Raw genomic sequence first — 16,192 nt, forward strand, 5'->3', positions numbered from 1 at the left:
TATTTTAAGTGATTAAATGGAATTGATTATATAGTTTAATTTCAGGTAGAAAGCCCTTCCCGGCTTTTGAACGGAAAGGTTGTCATATACAGGTTTGTCAAATATGTTTTTGATGTCAAAGCTCATAATGAACCTATTGTTGGGGAAGGTGTAGCTAAGCCCAATATCCTGAGCCAATTGTTCAGGTACTTTAAAAAAGTCATCCCCTACGGTATTGGAGCCCTGCGGGACCAAATAGGAAAACTCCCCCGTAAAGTACATGGTGTAGAACAGGTTGAGTCTTGAATTCTTTTGTATCACATCCCTGAAGGAATACCTGGCACTTCCGTTCATGGTGAAGAACGGGGTGTTGGGTACATCGATTTCCACACCCCTGTTCTCAACGGTCAAATCGAAACGGGAAAGATTGAAGTTGACCCCAAAATTGTTGTTGTGGGTATAATCGAATTGTACATCGAATCCCCTTGAGGTACCGCTCCCTTGATTCACATAGAGAATAAGCTCATCGTCCACGTTGAGGGATGTTTCAATGGGCAGACCGATCCTGTCCTTGATGTTTCTGGTAAAGAAGTTGGTGGAGACACTGAAATCGTGTTTTTTGATGGAAAAGGTCCCCAAGCGAAATCCAAGGTTGTAATTGTTGCTCTGTTCCGGATCAATGCTTGAATTGGCCACAACATTGTCCCCATCGTTACCGAATATTTCCGTTTCGTTGGGAAGGCGTACGGCTTTCTCGGCCGATGTCAAAAGTGTTATGTTGGGCAAAAGTGCATAGGACAGTGCAAAACCGTACCCATCATATTCCTTGTTGCTGCTCACCACTTCATCCACCACCTGGTTGTTTCCTTCCGCATCCGTTTCAATGGCAGGATCTGAACTGATCGTTTTTTGTTGATAGTGCTTGCCAAAGAGGCTTGTCTTCAATCGGTTCTCAAAGGCACTCAGTTCATATGTCAGGGAAAAGATGTTCTTTCGCAGGTCACGGGTTCCGGAAAATGTGTTTTCCAGAACGGACCGCAGTTCATCGCTGTCTTCCCTGTCGATACTACTGAATACATGGTTCAATAAAATTTTGTGGTTGTTGTTGATGGAGTAGGACAGCCCAGAGCGAATGGATGCCACATTGCGTTCGATCTTGGCCAGTGTGGGGCCTCCTTCTTGCTGTGACCCCCAAGAGTACCGGTATTCATCCCCCCTAAAGTCAATGGCCCTTTCCCCGTCCCAACCGTAGGCCCAGGCCACTGTATCGTTCACGGCCCTGTTGCGTTTTCCGTACAAACCGTGTACGTTCAGGTCCAGACCTTTGGTAAACAGATCGGTCTTGCGATAGGTAAGGTTGGCCAAGAGGGCATCGGATTCCATGAACCTGTCCTTGTAGGGGGTAATGGTCATGAATGCCCCATGCTGGACTTCTTTGTAGTCATCGGAACCGGTAATCCCGACAAAAAACTGATCGGCCCATGTTACATCGGTGAAACCAACCTGTGCCATACCACCGGTGGATCTATATGCATCGTTGAAACGCCTCGCGGTTATGGGTGTCTGAACCCCACCAATGCCGGTTACGACAACACTTCTGCCCGAAACTTTGTAATCATTGTCGGAATAATTGTGGAAAAGGGATGCCTTTACCGTGAAACCAGACCCATCAAAGCGGTATGTACCGTTTGCATTGGCCTGGAATGTGTTGAACGATCCATAGGAAACGGAGGCATTGAAGTTGTTTTTTGCCTCTTGATGCAATTGGATGTTGATGGCGCCCCCCAATGCGTCATCGGCAAGGTGACCTGGGACGACACCTTTGTATACCTCGATTTGTTTGATCATGGATGGCGGGATACTGTTCAAGTTGAACGAAGACCCATAGGTTGAGATGGGAATACCATCAATGAAGATGCGAACCGCATTCCCGGAGAGTCCATTCAAGGAGTATTCAACATTGGAACCCAACCCACCATTTTGACGTATTTTGACCCCCACAGTGGTATTCAACAATTCGTTGGCCTGTATGTTTCGTAAACCGGCTTCCTTGGTCTCCACGGCATTCACTGCAAACCCCTCGGTTTCCAGCACGGTTTTCCTGGACTTGCCGTTAACTGTCACCCCGTCCAGGGTTTCGGTGTTCTCTCGAAGGACAAAATTCAATTCTACCCTATTGTTCCCGGCACTTGTCTCAATGTTCCTGTAAGTTTTTTGATAACCGATGAAAGAAACGGCAACCTTATGTTGTCCATAGGGTGCAATGATCTCGAAATTGCCCTGTTCGTCGGTCAAGGAACCGAACTTTGTCCCCTCTATCAGTACCGTGGCGTATGCCAGCGGGCTGCCATCTTCTGCAGTGATTTTACCGAAAATAGCGCTGTCTTTTGTATTCTGTGCATGTGAGAGTAAGGCGCCAAAAAAGAAGATGATGAAAAAATTCCTGCCCATTCCTGTAATTAATTATTATTTTTATTAAGATTTAATCTAAATAAGTTAGGTTTGCAAATCTAGGGCGGAAGTTGGTTGGGCAATACCGCAAAAGGAAGTTTTAAGTACGCAAATGGAAGAAATGCAGTCGGTCTTAAAAAGTGATTTGTTCGAGGACAGTATTTATCAAAGGAAATACCCCAAAGACTTTTTTACCGGTAAGTTGATTGAGAACCGGATTGAAATCAATTCAAAGGGCGTTTCGGGGACGATCCATGAAACCCAATTGGATGGGATTTTCATGGTACATAAGGATATCATTGCCCCTAAAGGTTATCACATTGAGGTGTCCAATGATTTTTCCATGTTCGCCCTGCATTTTGAGATCACGGGCAGCTATACCTATACTCCCTTTGAAAGAAAAAGACCTCTGTTAAGGATAGGGGATTTTCAATATAACATGTTCTATCTGCCATTGACCAACGGTCTTCTCCAATATACGGGAACCCCCAGACGAACCTTGGAGCTTTTTTTCACCTCGGGCCTGATAGAAAAGTTGGTAGGTCAAAAGTACGGACAGGTTTTGCGAAAGATTGATGGTGCCATTGAACAGGGAAGACCATGTGTGTTCTGGAAACAGCCGAGACCGATAACACCGGAATTGGGCCGTACAATCGAGCAGATCATAGCCTGCCCGTTCAGTGGCCAATTAAAGAGGACCTATTTGGAATCGAAGATCACGACCCTATTGTTGGAACTTTTGCTCGATGCGAATGGTAAAAACAACCCGGGTCCAAGGATTGGTCTGCCCCAATCCGATTTGGACCGTTTGCATATGGTGGAGCTGTATATTGAAACCAACTTGAACAGGGGATTGAATATCCCTGAACTTACAGTTGTGGCAGGTTTCAATAGTTCAAAGTTGAAACGGGATTTCAAACGCGTATATGGTACCACCATTTTCAAATACATTACCAAACTACGAATGGAGACCGCCAGTGATCTGATCGTGAACAAATGTCTGACGATAGCGCAGGCCGCACATGAAGTAGGGTATTCAAACCCACAACATTTCACCAAGGCCTTTAAGCGGACACTGGGCTATTTGCCGAGTGAACTCAAAAGGTGATTTCCTGCTTACCTACTTTGATCAAAGGGCGGTAAGATGGATGGGCCCATTGATTTTCATCGTGATGTGCGGATTGATACGTTACCGACCATGAACATTTTAAAATGGACCGAACTCACATATCATTGATCGTTTCCATAAGTTGATGCAATTGGACATCGGTCCCATGCAAAGCTTGTTCGACTTTTACCGGGATAGGCATGTCCGGTTCTGTACCGTTGCCATCCAATGTTTTTCCATTTCTTTGAAAGGAAAGCATGGTTGAGACCCTGAGCCGTATGTTGGAATTTTTCAAATGGATCCTTTTTGAGTTTCCGCTGGAGCCATCCGTTGTCACACCCACAATGTTGACATTGGGCAAGCCCTTAAAGGCGCTGGCAAAAACGGAAGCGGCACTGAAACTGTGTTCGTTGACCAGTATGTAGATAGGATGCTTGTAATCTGGAGCTCCACTTTTCAGGACCATATAATGGGGCTGACTGAACTTTGAAGAGTCGAATCCCCTTTCCGTTGCAAAGCTCTTGGAAAATTCATCAATTGCCTTTCTGTCCAAATCATCGAAGTGGTTGGAGTCATATGTATATAATAATCGGTTGGACATTGAGCTATGAACGGTCTCTCTTTTGTTCGTTCTCAAGTAGGCCACATTGGCGACCCATGGGGAGTGGGATTCAGGAATGATATGCCCAGCAAATTTTTGTATCAGATCTCTGGTTCCCCCTGGATTGAACCGAAGGTCAACAATAAGGGCCTTGGTGTTGGGTAAATTGCCCAAGACAGAATCAAGGTGTGCTTCCAATCCGGGCACATCATCAAAACTGAACATTTGTGGGATTGAAAAGTAGCCTATGTCGCCTTTTAGCAATTTGAAGATGCCTTGAAAATTTCCCTTGGCTATGTCCATGCCATTGTGATGAATGTTCCGCTCAATATGGGATTCATATCCTAGCGGGGTGTTGACCAAATTGATCGTTTCCGTGATATCTGTCTGGCCATTGGTAAAAACAGTTTCAATTTTTGCCGGTGGTTCCAGGTTGTTTTTAAAATAAAGGTCTCCAAGCTGCTGCACCTCCAAAAGTCCCCTGGAAAGTTTAGCCTGTTTTGGGGCCTTTCTGGACCTATATGCCATGGAATCGATGAAAACCTCCATGGGGATTCCGTTGATCGACCTTACAAAGGGGAAATCCCCATGCAGATATTCATAATTGCCATCAACCTCTGTAGCCCGTAGAGCAATCGTTTTGTTGTTTAGCGGAGCCATGGAAAAAGGCAATTGCAGGTTATGGGTTGCATGGTTCTTCCTTTCAAACCATTCATTTTTCACACTGGAATGGCGATCTCCGATTTCGGCCATTATTTTTGCCAATTCATGTGTGAGGTAATTGATGCCCACGCTATCCATGGATGTTGAAATGATCCTGGCCTTCAGGGAATCAATGGCAGTTTTCATGTCGTAATCCGTTAAATGGATATAGGAGGATTTTCCTTGGAGAATTCCGTAAAACTGATCGATGTCCTCAACTGCTTGGGAATACGTCATATTTTTAAGTGCCTTCCTTTTTCTACGCTCTTGATTGTACAGATATACCTTTTGTCTGTTCTCCAGGGAATAGGTTCCCGTAACTTGGATTTGATTTGAGTCCTTTTCAAGGACGAGTGCTACTTTTTGGCTGGGCGGCGTACCCATTTTGGTCAAAACTTCGATCAAATCTTCCGAAAATCGTTTTTGCCATTTATCATCGAACTCCTTTTTGCAAAAATCCAAGAGCTCTTTGGTCGTATGGTTGTCCAATTTTACCAAAGTGAACCATTCATCCTTGAACTTTACCATAGGTTGATCTTCATCGGTCCATTTAACGGCTGTAAATGGAGAGGCTTTTTCCAAATTCAATGTTTGGCCTAATGAAACGGAAGTGAATAGCAAAAACATGAGCAGAGAGAAATAGGATTTCATTTTTTCAATCTTAAAATTTCCACAAACGTACCCGACCCTGACCTCCGATAAAAAAGTTATCGACCAAACCGGGTTGATTACAGACAGCCCCTATCCCATACTCGACTTTTCTGAATGGTATTTACCTATATTTACTTGGCGGACATGTACCGTTGATCTTATGAAGCAATTATCAGAAACCACGATTAACAAGATAAAGGCAGTTTTCAATACCGGGTTCATATCGGTCATGGCCATGTACCTTTCCAAAAGGGCTTTTGATCTTTTGCCCGATAATTGGCTGTTTTTTATCACTAGCGATGCCATGGAGAATTTTATTGCCGTCTGCATTGCTTACCTCGTTTATTTCCATGTGTTCCGTTTGGACTCCCTTTGGCAAAAGGTGGGGTATCTCATATTTTCAGCTTTGGTTCTTTTGGGATTGGCCCTGCTAAAGGACCTTAGGACCGATGATGTCATTTTCTTTGATGATACCTTTGGTCAATTTACTGGTTTTTTGGGACGGACATTGCTGTTTTATCTGCTATTGTACTTTATGGACAAATTGGACGATCTCTACAACTACAAAAAGTTGAGGGACGAACTGGACACGGCCAAGGCGCAATTGCTCAGAAATCAGATGCACCCACATTTTCTGTACAACGCGTTTAATTCCTTGTACAGCCTATCATTGAAAAATAACGAAGACGTATCCGAGTATATCATGAAGCTCTCCGGAATGATGCGCTATTTGACGGACGATACAGGAGAGGGCAAGGTGCCCATTGTAAAGGAGCTGGATTTCATCGAAAAGTACATAGCTATTGAGAAATTGCGATTTGGTAAGGATGCCGCTATTGAGTTTGAAAGTGACAAAGCTGTGATGGTAGATCGATTCATTGAGCCATTTCTTTTGATCCCTTTGGTGGAAAATGCCTTCAAACATGGGTTTTATACCAATTCCAAGGATGCTTTTGTGAACATCCAATGCGATCTTGATGGCAATGAACTTGAATTTTCAGTGAAAAACAGTGTTTTCAGGAAACAGCATTTTCAGCAAAATGACAGAACGGGAAAAGGGCTGAACAACTTAAAACAACGTTTGGACCTTTTATATAACGGCCATGCAAATTTGGCCTTGCATAGCGACTCCGATTCCTATACAGCCAAACTTAAAATAAAGTTAGACTAGATGAGCCTTTTCAAAACCGTGATAATCGATGATGAACCTTTGGCCATAGATGTTATCGGTCACTACCTGGAACGTTTCCCCGATTTTGAATTGGTGGGTTCATTTACCGATTCGGTCGAAGCATTCAATTACTTAAAAGAGGGTCATCGGGTGGACCTTGCTTTTACGGACATTGCCATGCCCGATATCTCTGGAATAGAGTTGGTCAAACTCTCAAAAGGCCCTACCAAGTTCATAATGACCACTTCTTACAGTGAATATGCCGTGGAAAGTTTTGATCTTGAAGTCGTAGATTATTTGATGAAGCCCATTGCGTTTGAACGATTTGCAAAAGCATTGGAGCGCTTTGAAAAATCAAGTAGTGCGGACAACGTGGAAAAGCTTACTCCCTCTCTTTTTGTGAAGGATGGTGAGGAATACATAAAAATACGGATAGATGACATCGATTATATCCAAGGGCTGAAGGATTACGCCAAGATTGTCACCGGGAACAATCACTGTTTGGCACTTAAGACCTTAAAGTCCATAGAAGATGGTCTAAGGGCCTATGATTTCATGAGGATTCACAAATCATATATTGTTCCGTTGAACAAGATCGTCCAGTACAATGGCAAACGTGTGTTGATCAATAATGTTGAGGTCCCTGTGGGAAGTAGCTACCGGGACAGACTCAAGCAATTCATTCAGGACAATGGATTTTGAGGTCCATCGCAATTGCAAAAGGAGTTGTCGGTCAGCGAGTGTTTCCCAATAGTTTGATGGGATTCAATGTTTTTTGGTTTCAAACTCCGCAGTTCTTTTTACCTGATCTTCCAAGTTCCATTCCAAGGGGAACCTTCTGTTTTTTAAATACTCGGCCATTGGTTCCAATCCGATTTCAGCACGTTTTTTGTCAACATTTTCCGGGTCTATGATGGGCCAAACGTCGAAGGATTCCGTTTCGGGATAATATTTGATCTGTCCCCCGTAAATTTGAAGCTGCCCACGATCCGTCGCGATTCTGTCTTCCGTTCTTGCCAATAACCAAGGGCTCAATTCTTTGTTTTTGACAGCTTGGCGCATTAAAGGAAGGTATTTCAAACGGGTTTCGGGGCTACTGTGCTGTAGCACATTGCAAATGGTCAAATTGCCCTGCTCCCCGATCTCATTCAAACTCGGCCATCCGTCCTTCAAGATCTTTGCTACTTTTTGTTCGTTGATCAGATGGTTCTTTTTATAGATGGACTGATATTCTTTATACATATTGGATTGGTCGCCATAGGCATGAAATGCCGAATCGCGCTTTCTGATGGGGATTTGTTCGGTTCGCCAAATCGTGTCCAATGTTGCCGCTAAATCAACTGTTTGTGGTTTCACTTGGACTTGTTGTTTTGGTTTGCTTTTTCTGTCACAGGCCATTGACATGGCCACAGCCAATAGGATCGCTATTCTCAACATCTTCATTTTGGGTTTGATGGGTTTGTATCTACTGGGCATCGAATATTTCAACCGCTTTTCTGACAAGCTTCATTTGGGTTTGAATGGAATTCCTTCTCCTATAAACGCTATTGGTTTTAAAGGCCAGAACAACATCGATATTTGGATAAACCGTGATGTTCTGGCCCATGGCACCTTGTGCCGAATAGGCATTTTCCAGCTTGGGGTCGTCGGTGTTTTCCAAGAGCCACCACATATAGCCATACCCCAAATCAATTCCGTCGTTCTTGAGTACCGGTACGCTTTTTTGTGCTTCGGCATAAGAGGTCCGTTGTTTTATGACCTCTTGCACCCAGTCCTTGGGGATTAGCTGTGTGTTTTTCCATTTCCCGTTGCGCAGCATTAGCAGTCCAATACGTGCCATGTCCCTTGTGGAAAACCACATATGGTATGCGGGAAACTTGGAGATATCGCTATTCCCGCTTTTTTCTTGGAGAGATCGGTCCCAATCTTGCATTTGCAATGGCGTGGCCAATTGTGATTCGATTTCGTCATAGATGTTTTTTTGGGTCTCTTGCTCAAATATGTGTCCCGCTACATTGAAATCCCAATTATTGTACAGCCAATGGCTTCCTGGCTCAACAGAACCCCTGTCAGGGGCAAATCTTCTGAAATCACCGCCATTGGAGCCCCTTAGATATACCCCTGAACGTGCCGAGATCAAATCCCTTACCGTTGCCTTTTTCTCCATGGGCAGAAGCTCGGTCACATCGGTGATGTCCAGTTCCCCCAATGTCCTGTCCAGGTCAATGGTACCGTTCTCCACATATTTCCCGTACAATAGGGCAAGCACACTTTTTCTGCAGGATGCGATATAACTGTTTTCTTTGATATCCCCATATTCAAATACAATTTCCCCTTTGTGGACCAGGACCAAACCGGTTATGCTGGTGCTATCGATAATATATCTCGTAAAATTCGACCTATCCGCATCCGGCCAACCCATTGCTTCGGGGTTTTCAGCTCTTGACCAAGTTTCATCGGGATATGTTTGTGCTATGCTCTCACAGCTTACTAAGATGTAAGTCAAACAGCATATGATCCACATCGTTCTTGCCATATCAATAGTTGTTTAAGTTTGATATTATTTTGTTGAGTGTTGCGTCCAGCTGCATCAATTCTTCTTGGGATATTCCGGCAAATGCCTTTTTTCTGTTTGAAACGATTACCGGGGCCAATTTTTCCAGTACTTCCTTCCCTTTGGGTGTAAGTTCAATCTTGAACCTTCTACGGTCATCAGGGTTGATCGACCTTTTGAGGAATCCCTTGCCGACCATAAGGTCAATCATCCGTGTTAAAGAGGCATTGTCTTTGAAGACCAGTTCGGCTATTTCGTTCTGACTTAGCTCAGGGTGGTCATTCAAGTATTGGAGAATCAATTTTTGATCGACTGTAATATCATCGACCACTTCCAAAAAATGCTGTTTGGAGAACTTCCTATACGTTTTAATGGTGCGTTCGATGGTATAGAAAACCGTTTTTGCAGGAATCTTCATGAAATTGTTTGATGCAAATATAATTGATATATCAATTAAATATATCAAAGTCGATTATTTTATTGTGGGTATGGGGAATTGTGTTTTTCGTAATTTTTGATGCTACCACTTGTTCCTTTACCCTTTTTTAATGCCCTTTTCAAGTTAACATCATTTTTGGTCGATAAAATTGCACCAATTTTGACAACCCAAGATTTTTTTTATAATTTTTCAATACAATTTTTATTCTAACTTAGAACAAGAAGTAACCACAACATCATGGATAACCTCAAACGTGTAATAGTTGATTATAAAAAACTCACATCGGAAGTGCTCAAACTTTTGGTGGAAAAATATCCCGATGGATACGGAGACGACGATGTGATCAACTTCAAAAACCTAAAAGGGGAATCCATAGAGGCGGTGGAAGTATCCACGGATGACACCAAATACCTTGTGAAAATCAGCTCCAAGCTGGAACGTACCATGGCCGACTTTGACGAGGACGATGATGAAGAGGGTTTTGATTCCGAGGATTACGAAAAAATCCCCGAGGACGATGATGACTTTTCGGACTCCGAAGAAGATGATGAGGATGAATAAACCCCTACCTCTTTAAATTTCCAAGCATTTCCTGGGTCGTTTGATCTAAATCAAACCTTGGTTCCCAGCCCCATTCTTTTCGTGCTGGGGCATCATCGATGCTGCTGGGCCAAGAGTCGGCGATTTCCTGCCTGAAATCTGGAGCATAGCTTATTTCAAACCCGGGAATGTGCTTGGCAATGCTCTCGGCCATTTGTTTGGGGGTAAAGTTCATGCCCGCCAAATTATAGGAAGACCGTACCTTTATTTTCTCCGAAGGACTGTCCATTAAGCTGATGGTGGCCCTAATGGCATCGTCCATGTACATCATCGGAAGTTCGGTGTCACTGTCCAAAAAGCATTCATACGAACCTTTTTCGAGGGCTTCGTGATAAATCTCCACGGCATAATCGGTAGTACCTCCTCCAGGCATGGTTTTCCAACTTATCAGCCCCGGATATCGAACACTTCTTACATCGACACCGTATTTTTTATGGTAGTACTCGCACCACCTTTCCCCGGATTGCTTGCTTATGCCATATACCGTGCTGGGCTCCATAATGGTACTCTGCGGCGTGTCGTTTTTTGGTGTGTTTGGGCCAAATACCGCTATACTGGATGGCCAAAACACTTTGGATATTTTCCTTTCCTTTGCCAAATTGAGCACGTTGAACAGGGAATTCATGTTCAAGTTCCAGGCACGCATCGGGAATTTCTCCGCAGTGGCGCTGAGCATGGCGGCCATTAAATACACTTCATCAATTTCGTAATGCATGACCACATCCTCGATCGCAGCATAGTTGGTCGCGTCCAAAAGTTCAAAAGGTCCCGATTGCATCAAAGCTTCGTTGCCTTCACGAATATCGCTGGCAATAATATTTTCAGCTCCGTATTTGCTACGTAGTTCAAGGGTAAGTTCAGTTCCAATTTGGCCACATGCGCCTATGATCAATATGGGTTTGTGCATTAAAATAGAAGTTAATTTAGTTTCGTGGCAAAGATACCCTTTATTAAAATTTGTACATTCGCTTATGCGAAAATTGTTAAGCATTCTTATAGTGATTTCGGTTTTGGGCGGATGCAAAAAAGCCGAGAAGACCACAGCTGAGGTGGACACGGAGGCATTGGAATTCAACTACCAAAAAATGCCCGATAAATCCGATATAAACCCCGATGCTACGGCCATTGTTGAAAACTGGCAGCAATTCAAGGATTTGAATGCCAGTGTGGATGTGCTGTACAAAGCAACCAACAATGAGGATTTGGCCTTGGCCATTGATGACCTTATTGAAAAAGAGAAGAACATGTCCAATGGAAGATATCCAGAGCCATTTGATACCTTCCAAGTAAAGAGCAGGCAAACGGTAATGCGAACCTTTCTATATAAAGTGAAGGCAAGTATTCTGGAAAACCAGCCGACCACGGAGCCAACGGTCAAAGTGTTGGAAGCCTACAACGATATGCGCAATCAATTGAATGTGATCATGAACAGTCAGTTGGACAAAAAATTGATTTTAGATGAAACATAGGATTTTTGCCTTGGTACTTTTCATGGTCTCCATGACCATCTTTGCCCAGGATACAGAAAAGGAAAAGATCAACAGGGTTTTGGATGGGTGGCACTTGGCTGCCGCCGAGGCAGATTTTGATGCATATTTCAGCAAAATGACCCAAGATGGGGTGTTTATAGGGACCGATGCCATGGAAAACTGGCAGAATGAAGAATTCAGGGCATTTTCCAAACCTTATTTCGATCAAGGGAAAGCATGGAGTTTTACCGCCGTGCAGCGTAACATCTATCTCGACGATGACGGTACTTTTGCTTGGTTTGATGAACTACTGGACACCCAAATGAAGATATGTCGAGGTTCTGGGGTGCTTAAAAAAGTAAATGGGCAATGGAAAATTGCCCATTATGTACTTTCAATTGCAGTGCCGAACGACAATGTGTCCGAACTTATCAAAATCAAGGAGGAAAAGGATGATCAATTGCTTCAAGAACTAAAAATGAAGCAATAGCCAACGCTAGTTTTCTTCTCCCTCTGTTGTTGAATTGGCTTGTGCCTTTCGGGATTCCAAAGCTTGTTTGCTCAAACTCGCCAAGTTGAAGTTGGGTGCGATTTTAAGCGCTTCGTCAATGGAGACAATGGCTGCATCAATGTTTTCCTTGTCCTTGTTGAATGATACCAAACCTTTTAAATGGTAAAAAGCGGCCTTCAAAGGAACTTCGTAGGGTTGTTGTCTCTCGTAAAAAGCATATTTCATTTCATCGGTGGCGTTCGCGATCCCGTATTCAATATTGGTCGAAGCACCATCCATATCCCCAGTTTGAATCTTGAGGTCGGCCATTTCATAGGCCAAGTAAGGAGAGGGTTTTCTTGTGTTGAGTTCTTCAAAATGCTCCAGAGCCCTTTTGGGTTGGTTCAAGGATTTCAACGAAAAAGCCTTTACCTGTACAGCAAGGTCGGAATCATCGGCATTTTTATCCACACCAATGGTGTTCAGGGCTTGCATGTGCTGCCCGTTGTTCATGTAAACAAAGGCAAGGGTGTCCCTTCGTTGTTTGGACGGATTCAGTACGTTCAAATGTGTCAATGCACTGATTACGCCGGTTACATCACCTTGCATGCGCATTTCATTGTAATAGGCCTTGTAATGTTTTACAAGAGCGTCGTTGGTTTGGGAAATACCACTAAAGCCCACCAATAGGAGCAATAAGAGTACAGTCTTTTTCATTGATCTTCAATTTAGTGCGCCAAATCTAACAAAATATTCCCAACCCGGCTGTTAAGAATTCGATAAGGAATCAGTAAATCACGGGCGTTTTGAATGAGTGCCCTTTGCTTGTGAGATTTTGGCTCACTACTATTTTGCCTTTTTTATCCGATAGCTCCGTTTGATAACTTGGGGCAGGGAGCCCTCTTTTCTGGGCTTCTTCAAAATAGTACACCTGTTTTTGGGGATGATGTGGGTATACCCCGTTAAAGATTTCTCCCCAATACCCATGCTTCAAAATGGTTTGAATCAGATGGATGCAGTCGTGAAGATGTATCAGGTTAATGGGATTGTTGCCTCCAGTTAGATGTTCCCTGCCGGAAAGAGTGGTCACTGGATGGCGGTCCGGGCCTATCAAACCTCCGAACCTGATGATGGTGGTTTTGAAATTGGCCTCATTCTGAAACATGGCTTCACATTCCACCAATTGTTTGCCTGATTCCGTTGTGGGGCGGGTAGGGGATTCCTCGGAAACCTCTCCCTCAGCATTTCCGTAAACGGCGGTACTGCTCACAAAAATGACGTTGGAAACGTGGCTTTTTTTGATTTCCGCAATCAGGAATTTCATCTTTTCCACAAAGCTCTCGGTATGCTTTCCCCTTAATTTTGGTGGTACATCGATGATCAAGGTGTCGATATGGGAAAGGAACCCTTCGATATTTCCTTGGATTCCCTTTTCGGATAAATTGACCTGGAAAGCAGTAATCCCTTCATTTTCCAAAACCTCCAATTTATCTGATGATGTGGTTGTTCCTGAAACTGTATACCCATCTTCAATTAATTTTTTGGCCAAGGGAAATCCCAGCCAACCACAACCTAAAATGCCTATGCTCTTATTCAAATCGCAACGTTTTTATCGTCAATATAGCATCATTTAGCACAAAAGGGGTGGGGATACTGTTTTTTGGTCGTTCCGGAATACTGAAATCGGGATGGGTCAAGAGGTCGTTCGAAGCCTCGTACAATGTCAGTTCCAGAACAGCGTCTTTTGGGAATTCCAATTGCAGTTCCGTGAAATCATTATTGGAGATGTAGTGTGTTACCAACTTACTGCTTCGGTTCTCCAAAAAATGGGAAGACAATTCGATGCGATTCACTTTGGCCTTGCTGAATTCAACGGGATTTGCGAATACCTCAAGACGGTTTACGTTCCTTTTGGGCGTAATGCAAAGTTCAATAACCCTGTTCGCACCGATGATGGTGTCCATAACGGTATCAACGTAAGGCATGGGTATGTCTTTTTTGGGTGCATCGGCCACACGGCTCAAATTCGTACGGTATTTACTGGAAATCGTCTTCGCTTCGGGCTTTTTACCATTATCCCCTAAAAACTGACCGTTCCAACTGATGAGTTCATGGTCATAAGTGGCCCATTGGGAGGAGTTTTCGTCGGCATTGTATACATACAGCAGACTGCTTGGTTTTGGTCTTTCCTCATTGAAATCGGATTGGATATGACTTGAGATTCCGAAAGCGAAGAAGAGGAACAAAAACAGATATGCCAATCTGCCCTTGCTTTTCAATTGACCGAAAAATGGAAGGACCAAGAAAAACAACAAAGTTGTAAATATTGTGGCGGCCACCATCATTTTTAACCCAAGGCCCACAGGAAACATTTTGATGAACGGGGAATAGATCAATACGGCGGGCAATGCCAAAAACACCATCAAAAATGGATTTGGTTTCTTTTGGCTGATGGTAACTAAAAGCCCCGCCAACAAACCGAATAGGGGAACTATGAAAAAGCTGGCTCCTTTTAGATACTGCGCCACCAATCCGCAAATGATCAGCCAAATAAAAATGGGGGCCACCAATAGATTGGGGGTGCTGGTTTTCCTAAATTTATGATAGGTGTAAAAACAGATGAACAGGGAAAACATTACATATACCACAATATATGTGTGACCATTGTAGGTAAACCCATGCAGCATATCCTTAAAGCTCGGATACCACCAAGTGATGATGGTCCAACAAAAATAACCGGCCAGCCCGTTAATGATCAGAGTAAGCAAAACAGGTACAAACCCCTTGAAAATATCCTTTACATTGAGCTTCCCTTTTTTGAACCCTGTAAACAGCAAGAGCATAAATGCCAGAACTGCAAGGCCGAACATGGGCCATATCCATTCAAAAGGGTAGGAGATAAGTTTAAAGAAGGGCATATTGAAATACACAAGGTCGTCCAAACTTTTTAGGTTGTCCAAATCAGCATCACTGAAATAGGAAAGCAACGGCATTAAATAGCTGCCTTGGTGAGCCAAGGTGTTTCGGTCCAATCTTTCATAATTGTCCAAAGCTGTGTGATAATCAAAATGATCATCGATAAAGGCAAAGTTGAAGCCTTCGATGTCACCATCTTCCCTAAAAACGGTCAGATCTGTATCGTTCGGGAGCATTTTGTAGATACTGTACATTAGGGAATTGGCCACGGGATATTTTGGATTGGCCTTTGTGAACTCCTTGATCAATGTGCCATTGCCCCGATTGGTTTCAATTAGCATGTAACTAGGGCCCCCGCTTCCCCGTGCTTCAAAATTAAGGGCAAGCCCCACATCTTTTGCCCACGGATGCTTGTTCACAAAAAGGTCGGCTCCGTTGAGGCCGAGTTCCTCGGCATCGGTAATGAGAATGATAATGTCATTTTTGGGTGTTCTGTTCTCGCTCAAGAATGCACGAACACCTTCCAGAATTGTGGCAACACCGCTTCCTGCATCGCTGGCCCCGTAGGAAGAGTGTGGATTGCTATCGTAATGTGAAAGTAAAAGGAGGGCTTTACCTTTCCCACTTCCCTGGATCCTGGCCAAAATATTGGTCGCCTTGCTCAGATTGCCCCAGTCACCGGCGGTATATCCTTCTTGGATAGTGGTTTCCAATCCCATGGTGTTCAGTTCCGAGATGATATAGTCCTTGGTCCTTTTATGGCCTGGAAAACCTACGGCATGGGGCTCTTTGGACAATTGTTTTACATGCTCCAATGCCCTGTCGGTGGAAAAGTCTTCCAGCGCAATATCCTCATTGGTTTTGTAGGAAGGCATTAGGGATTCAAAACTCCAATATGCAGCAAAAAACAGCAGAATCAGGGCAAGGGTTCGGGAAAATTTCATGGTGTAGCATTGTTGAATCTTAAATGTATGAAATTATGAAAGGTTCTCATATTATGATAGTTAAAATTAGGTTATTCGCTAAAAAAGTCTATATTTATTATTCAACTTTAAAATCTA

The 16,192-nt window shown here is 43.5% G+C and carries 15 protein-coding genes; 6 read left to right on the forward strand and 9 right to left on the reverse strand.

Annotation, left to right across the window (positions count from 1 at the left end; translation table 11 throughout):
* Positions 1 to 12: 12 nt before the first annotated feature.
* Positions 13 to 2,430, reverse strand: a complete 2,418-nt coding sequence (locus EO132_RS06460; RefSeq protein ID WP_127137101.1) for a TonB-dependent receptor — start codon at positions 2,428 to 2,430, stop codon at positions 13 to 15.
* A 121-nt stretch (positions 2,431 to 2,551) separates the two neighbouring features.
* Between EO132_RS06460 and EO132_RS06465 the strand changes: the two genes are divergently transcribed.
* Positions 2,552 to 3,538, forward strand: a complete 987-nt coding sequence (locus tag EO132_RS06465) for a helix-turn-helix domain-containing protein (protein ID WP_205780327.1) — start codon at positions 2,552 to 2,554, stop codon at positions 3,536 to 3,538.
* 115 nt (positions 3,539 to 3,653) lie between these two features.
* On the opposite strand, the gene EO132_RS06470 is transcribed toward EO132_RS06465, so the two are convergent.
* Complete coding sequence (locus EO132_RS06470; RefSeq protein ID WP_127137103.1) at positions 3,654 to 5,492, reverse strand: S41 family peptidase; 1,839 nt, start codon at positions 5,490 to 5,492, stop codon at positions 3,654 to 3,656.
* Positions 5,493 to 5,652: 160 nt separating this feature from the next.
* Between EO132_RS06470 and EO132_RS06475 the strand changes: the two genes are divergently transcribed.
* Positions 5,653 to 6,663: a sensor histidine kinase gene (locus EO132_RS06475; RefSeq protein ID WP_127137104.1), complete on the forward strand. Its 1,011-nt coding sequence runs from the start codon at positions 5,653 to 5,655 to the stop codon at positions 6,661 to 6,663.
* Positions 6,664 to 7,365, forward strand: a complete 702-nt coding sequence (locus tag EO132_RS06480) for a LytR/AlgR family response regulator transcription factor (protein WP_127137105.1) — start codon at positions 6,664 to 6,666, stop codon at positions 7,363 to 7,365.
* Between the two features lie 63 nt (positions 7,366 to 7,428).
* On the opposite strand, the gene EO132_RS06485 is transcribed toward EO132_RS06480, so the two are convergent.
* The 3 genes from EO132_RS06485 to EO132_RS06495 are packed head-to-tail and all read right to left on the reverse strand — an operon-like array spanning position 7,429 to position 9,635.
* Entirely contained in the window at positions 7,429 to 8,100 is a 672-nt protein-coding gene (locus tag EO132_RS06485) for a DUF6624 domain-containing protein (RefSeq protein ID WP_235856394.1), read from the reverse strand.
* Between the two features lie 28 nt (positions 8,101 to 8,128).
* On the reverse strand, positions 8,129 to 9,199 hold the full coding sequence (locus tag EO132_RS06490) for a serine hydrolase domain-containing protein (protein WP_127137106.1): 1,071 nt from the start codon (positions 9,197 to 9,199) through the stop codon (positions 8,129 to 8,131).
* Position 9,200: 1 nt separating this feature from the next.
* On the reverse strand, positions 9,201 to 9,635 hold the full coding sequence (locus EO132_RS06495) for a MarR family winged helix-turn-helix transcriptional regulator (RefSeq protein WP_127137107.1): 435 nt from the start codon (positions 9,633 to 9,635) through the stop codon (positions 9,201 to 9,203).
* Between the two features lie 258 nt (positions 9,636 to 9,893).
* On the opposite strand from EO132_RS06495, the gene EO132_RS06500 reads away from it, so the two are divergent.
* The gene (locus EO132_RS06500; RefSeq protein ID WP_127137108.1) at positions 9,894 to 10,217 is read left to right on the forward strand and encodes a hypothetical protein; all 324 of its coding nucleotides are present in this window, start codon (positions 9,894 to 9,896) and stop codon (positions 10,215 to 10,217) included.
* Between the two features lie 4 nt (positions 10,218 to 10,221).
* On the opposite strand, the gene EO132_RS06505 is transcribed toward EO132_RS06500, so the two are convergent.
* On the reverse strand, positions 10,222 to 11,163 hold the full coding sequence (locus EO132_RS06505; protein ID WP_127137109.1) for an NAD-dependent epimerase/dehydratase family protein: 942 nt from the start codon (positions 11,161 to 11,163) through the stop codon (positions 10,222 to 10,224).
* Between the two features lie 64 nt (positions 11,164 to 11,227).
* Here EO132_RS06505 and EO132_RS06510 point away from each other — a divergent pair, with 64 nt between their 5' ends.
* Positions 11,228 to 11,725 (forward strand): hypothetical protein, encoded by a 498-nt coding sequence (locus EO132_RS06510; protein WP_127137110.1) that lies wholly within the window; start codon positions 11,228 to 11,230, stop codon positions 11,723 to 11,725.
* Entirely contained in the window at positions 11,715 to 12,215 is a 501-nt protein-coding gene (locus EO132_RS06515) for a nuclear transport factor 2 family protein (protein WP_127137111.1), read from the forward strand. Before EO132_RS06510 ends, EO132_RS06515 begins: the two co-directional genes overlap by 11 nt.
* A 6-nt stretch (positions 12,216 to 12,221) precedes the next feature.
* On the opposite strand, the gene EO132_RS06520 is transcribed toward EO132_RS06515, so the two are convergent.
* The 3 genes from EO132_RS06520 to EO132_RS06530 form a co-directional block, all read right to left on the reverse strand.
* A complete protein-coding gene (locus tag EO132_RS06520; protein ID WP_127137112.1) occupies positions 12,222 to 12,932 on the reverse strand; it encodes a hypothetical protein in 711 nt (236 codons plus the stop codon).
* Between the two features lie 70 nt (positions 12,933 to 13,002).
* Positions 13,003 to 13,812, reverse strand: coding sequence for an SDR family oxidoreductase (locus EO132_RS06525; RefSeq protein ID WP_127137113.1), 810 nt, complete (start codon positions 13,810 to 13,812; stop codon positions 13,003 to 13,005).
* Complete coding sequence (locus EO132_RS06530; RefSeq protein WP_127137114.1) at positions 13,805 to 16,075, reverse strand: M28 family peptidase; 2,271 nt, start codon at positions 16,073 to 16,075, stop codon at positions 13,805 to 13,807. The genes EO132_RS06525 and EO132_RS06530 overlap by 8 nt, the downstream gene beginning before the upstream one ends.
* Positions 16,076 to 16,192: the final 117 nt, after the last annotated feature.

It is taken from the genome of Flagellimonas oceanensis (genome assembly GCF_003992595.1).
GTDB classification, from domain to species: Bacteria; Bacteroidota; Bacteroidia; order Flavobacteriales; family Flavobacteriaceae; genus Flagellimonas; species Flagellimonas oceanensis.

What these genes read in the sequence shown, in the direction of transcription:
- EO132_RS06460 (WP_127137101.1), bottom strand. Translation starts at nt 2,430, where the DNA reads ATGGGCAGGAATTTTTTCATCATCTTCTTTTTTGGCGCCTTACTCTCA.
- EO132_RS06465 (WP_205780327.1), top strand. Translation starts at nt 2,552, where the DNA reads ATGCAGTCGGTCTTAAAAAGTGATTTGTTCGAGGACAGTATTTATCAA.
- EO132_RS06470 (WP_127137103.1), bottom strand. Translation starts at nt 5,492, where the DNA reads ATGAAATCCTATTTCTCTCTGCTCATGTTTTTGCTATTCACTTCCGTT.
- EO132_RS06475 (WP_127137104.1), top strand. Translation starts at nt 5,653, where the DNA reads ATGAAGCAATTATCAGAAACCACGATTAACAAGATAAAGGCAGTTTTC.
- EO132_RS06480 (WP_127137105.1), top strand. Translation starts at nt 6,664, where the DNA reads ATGAGCCTTTTCAAAACCGTGATAATCGATGATGAACCTTTGGCCATA.
- EO132_RS06485 (WP_235856394.1), bottom strand. Translation starts at nt 8,100, where the DNA reads ATGTTGAGAATAGCGATCCTATTGGCTGTGGCCATGTCAATGGCCTGT.
- EO132_RS06490 (WP_127137106.1), bottom strand. Translation starts at nt 9,199, where the DNA reads ATGGCAAGAACGATGTGGATCATATGCTGTTTGACTTACATCTTAGTA.
- EO132_RS06495 (WP_127137107.1), bottom strand. Translation starts at nt 9,635, where the DNA reads ATGAAGATTCCTGCAAAAACGGTTTTCTATACCATCGAACGCACCATT.
- EO132_RS06500 (WP_127137108.1), top strand. Translation starts at nt 9,894, where the DNA reads ATGGATAACCTCAAACGTGTAATAGTTGATTATAAAAAACTCACATCG.
- EO132_RS06505 (WP_127137109.1), bottom strand. Translation starts at nt 11,163, where the DNA reads ATGCACAAACCCATATTGATCATAGGCGCATGTGGCCAAATTGGAACT.
- EO132_RS06510 (WP_127137110.1), top strand. Translation starts at nt 11,228, where the DNA reads ATGCGAAAATTGTTAAGCATTCTTATAGTGATTTCGGTTTTGGGCGGA.
- EO132_RS06515 (WP_127137111.1), top strand. Translation starts at nt 11,715, where the DNA reads ATGAAACATAGGATTTTTGCCTTGGTACTTTTCATGGTCTCCATGACC.
- EO132_RS06520 (WP_127137112.1), bottom strand. Translation starts at nt 12,932, where the DNA reads ATGAAAAAGACTGTACTCTTATTGCTCCTATTGGTGGGCTTTAGTGGT.
- EO132_RS06530 (WP_127137114.1), bottom strand. Translation starts at nt 16,075, where the DNA reads ATGAAATTTTCCCGAACCCTTGCCCTGATTCTGCTGTTTTTTGCTGCA.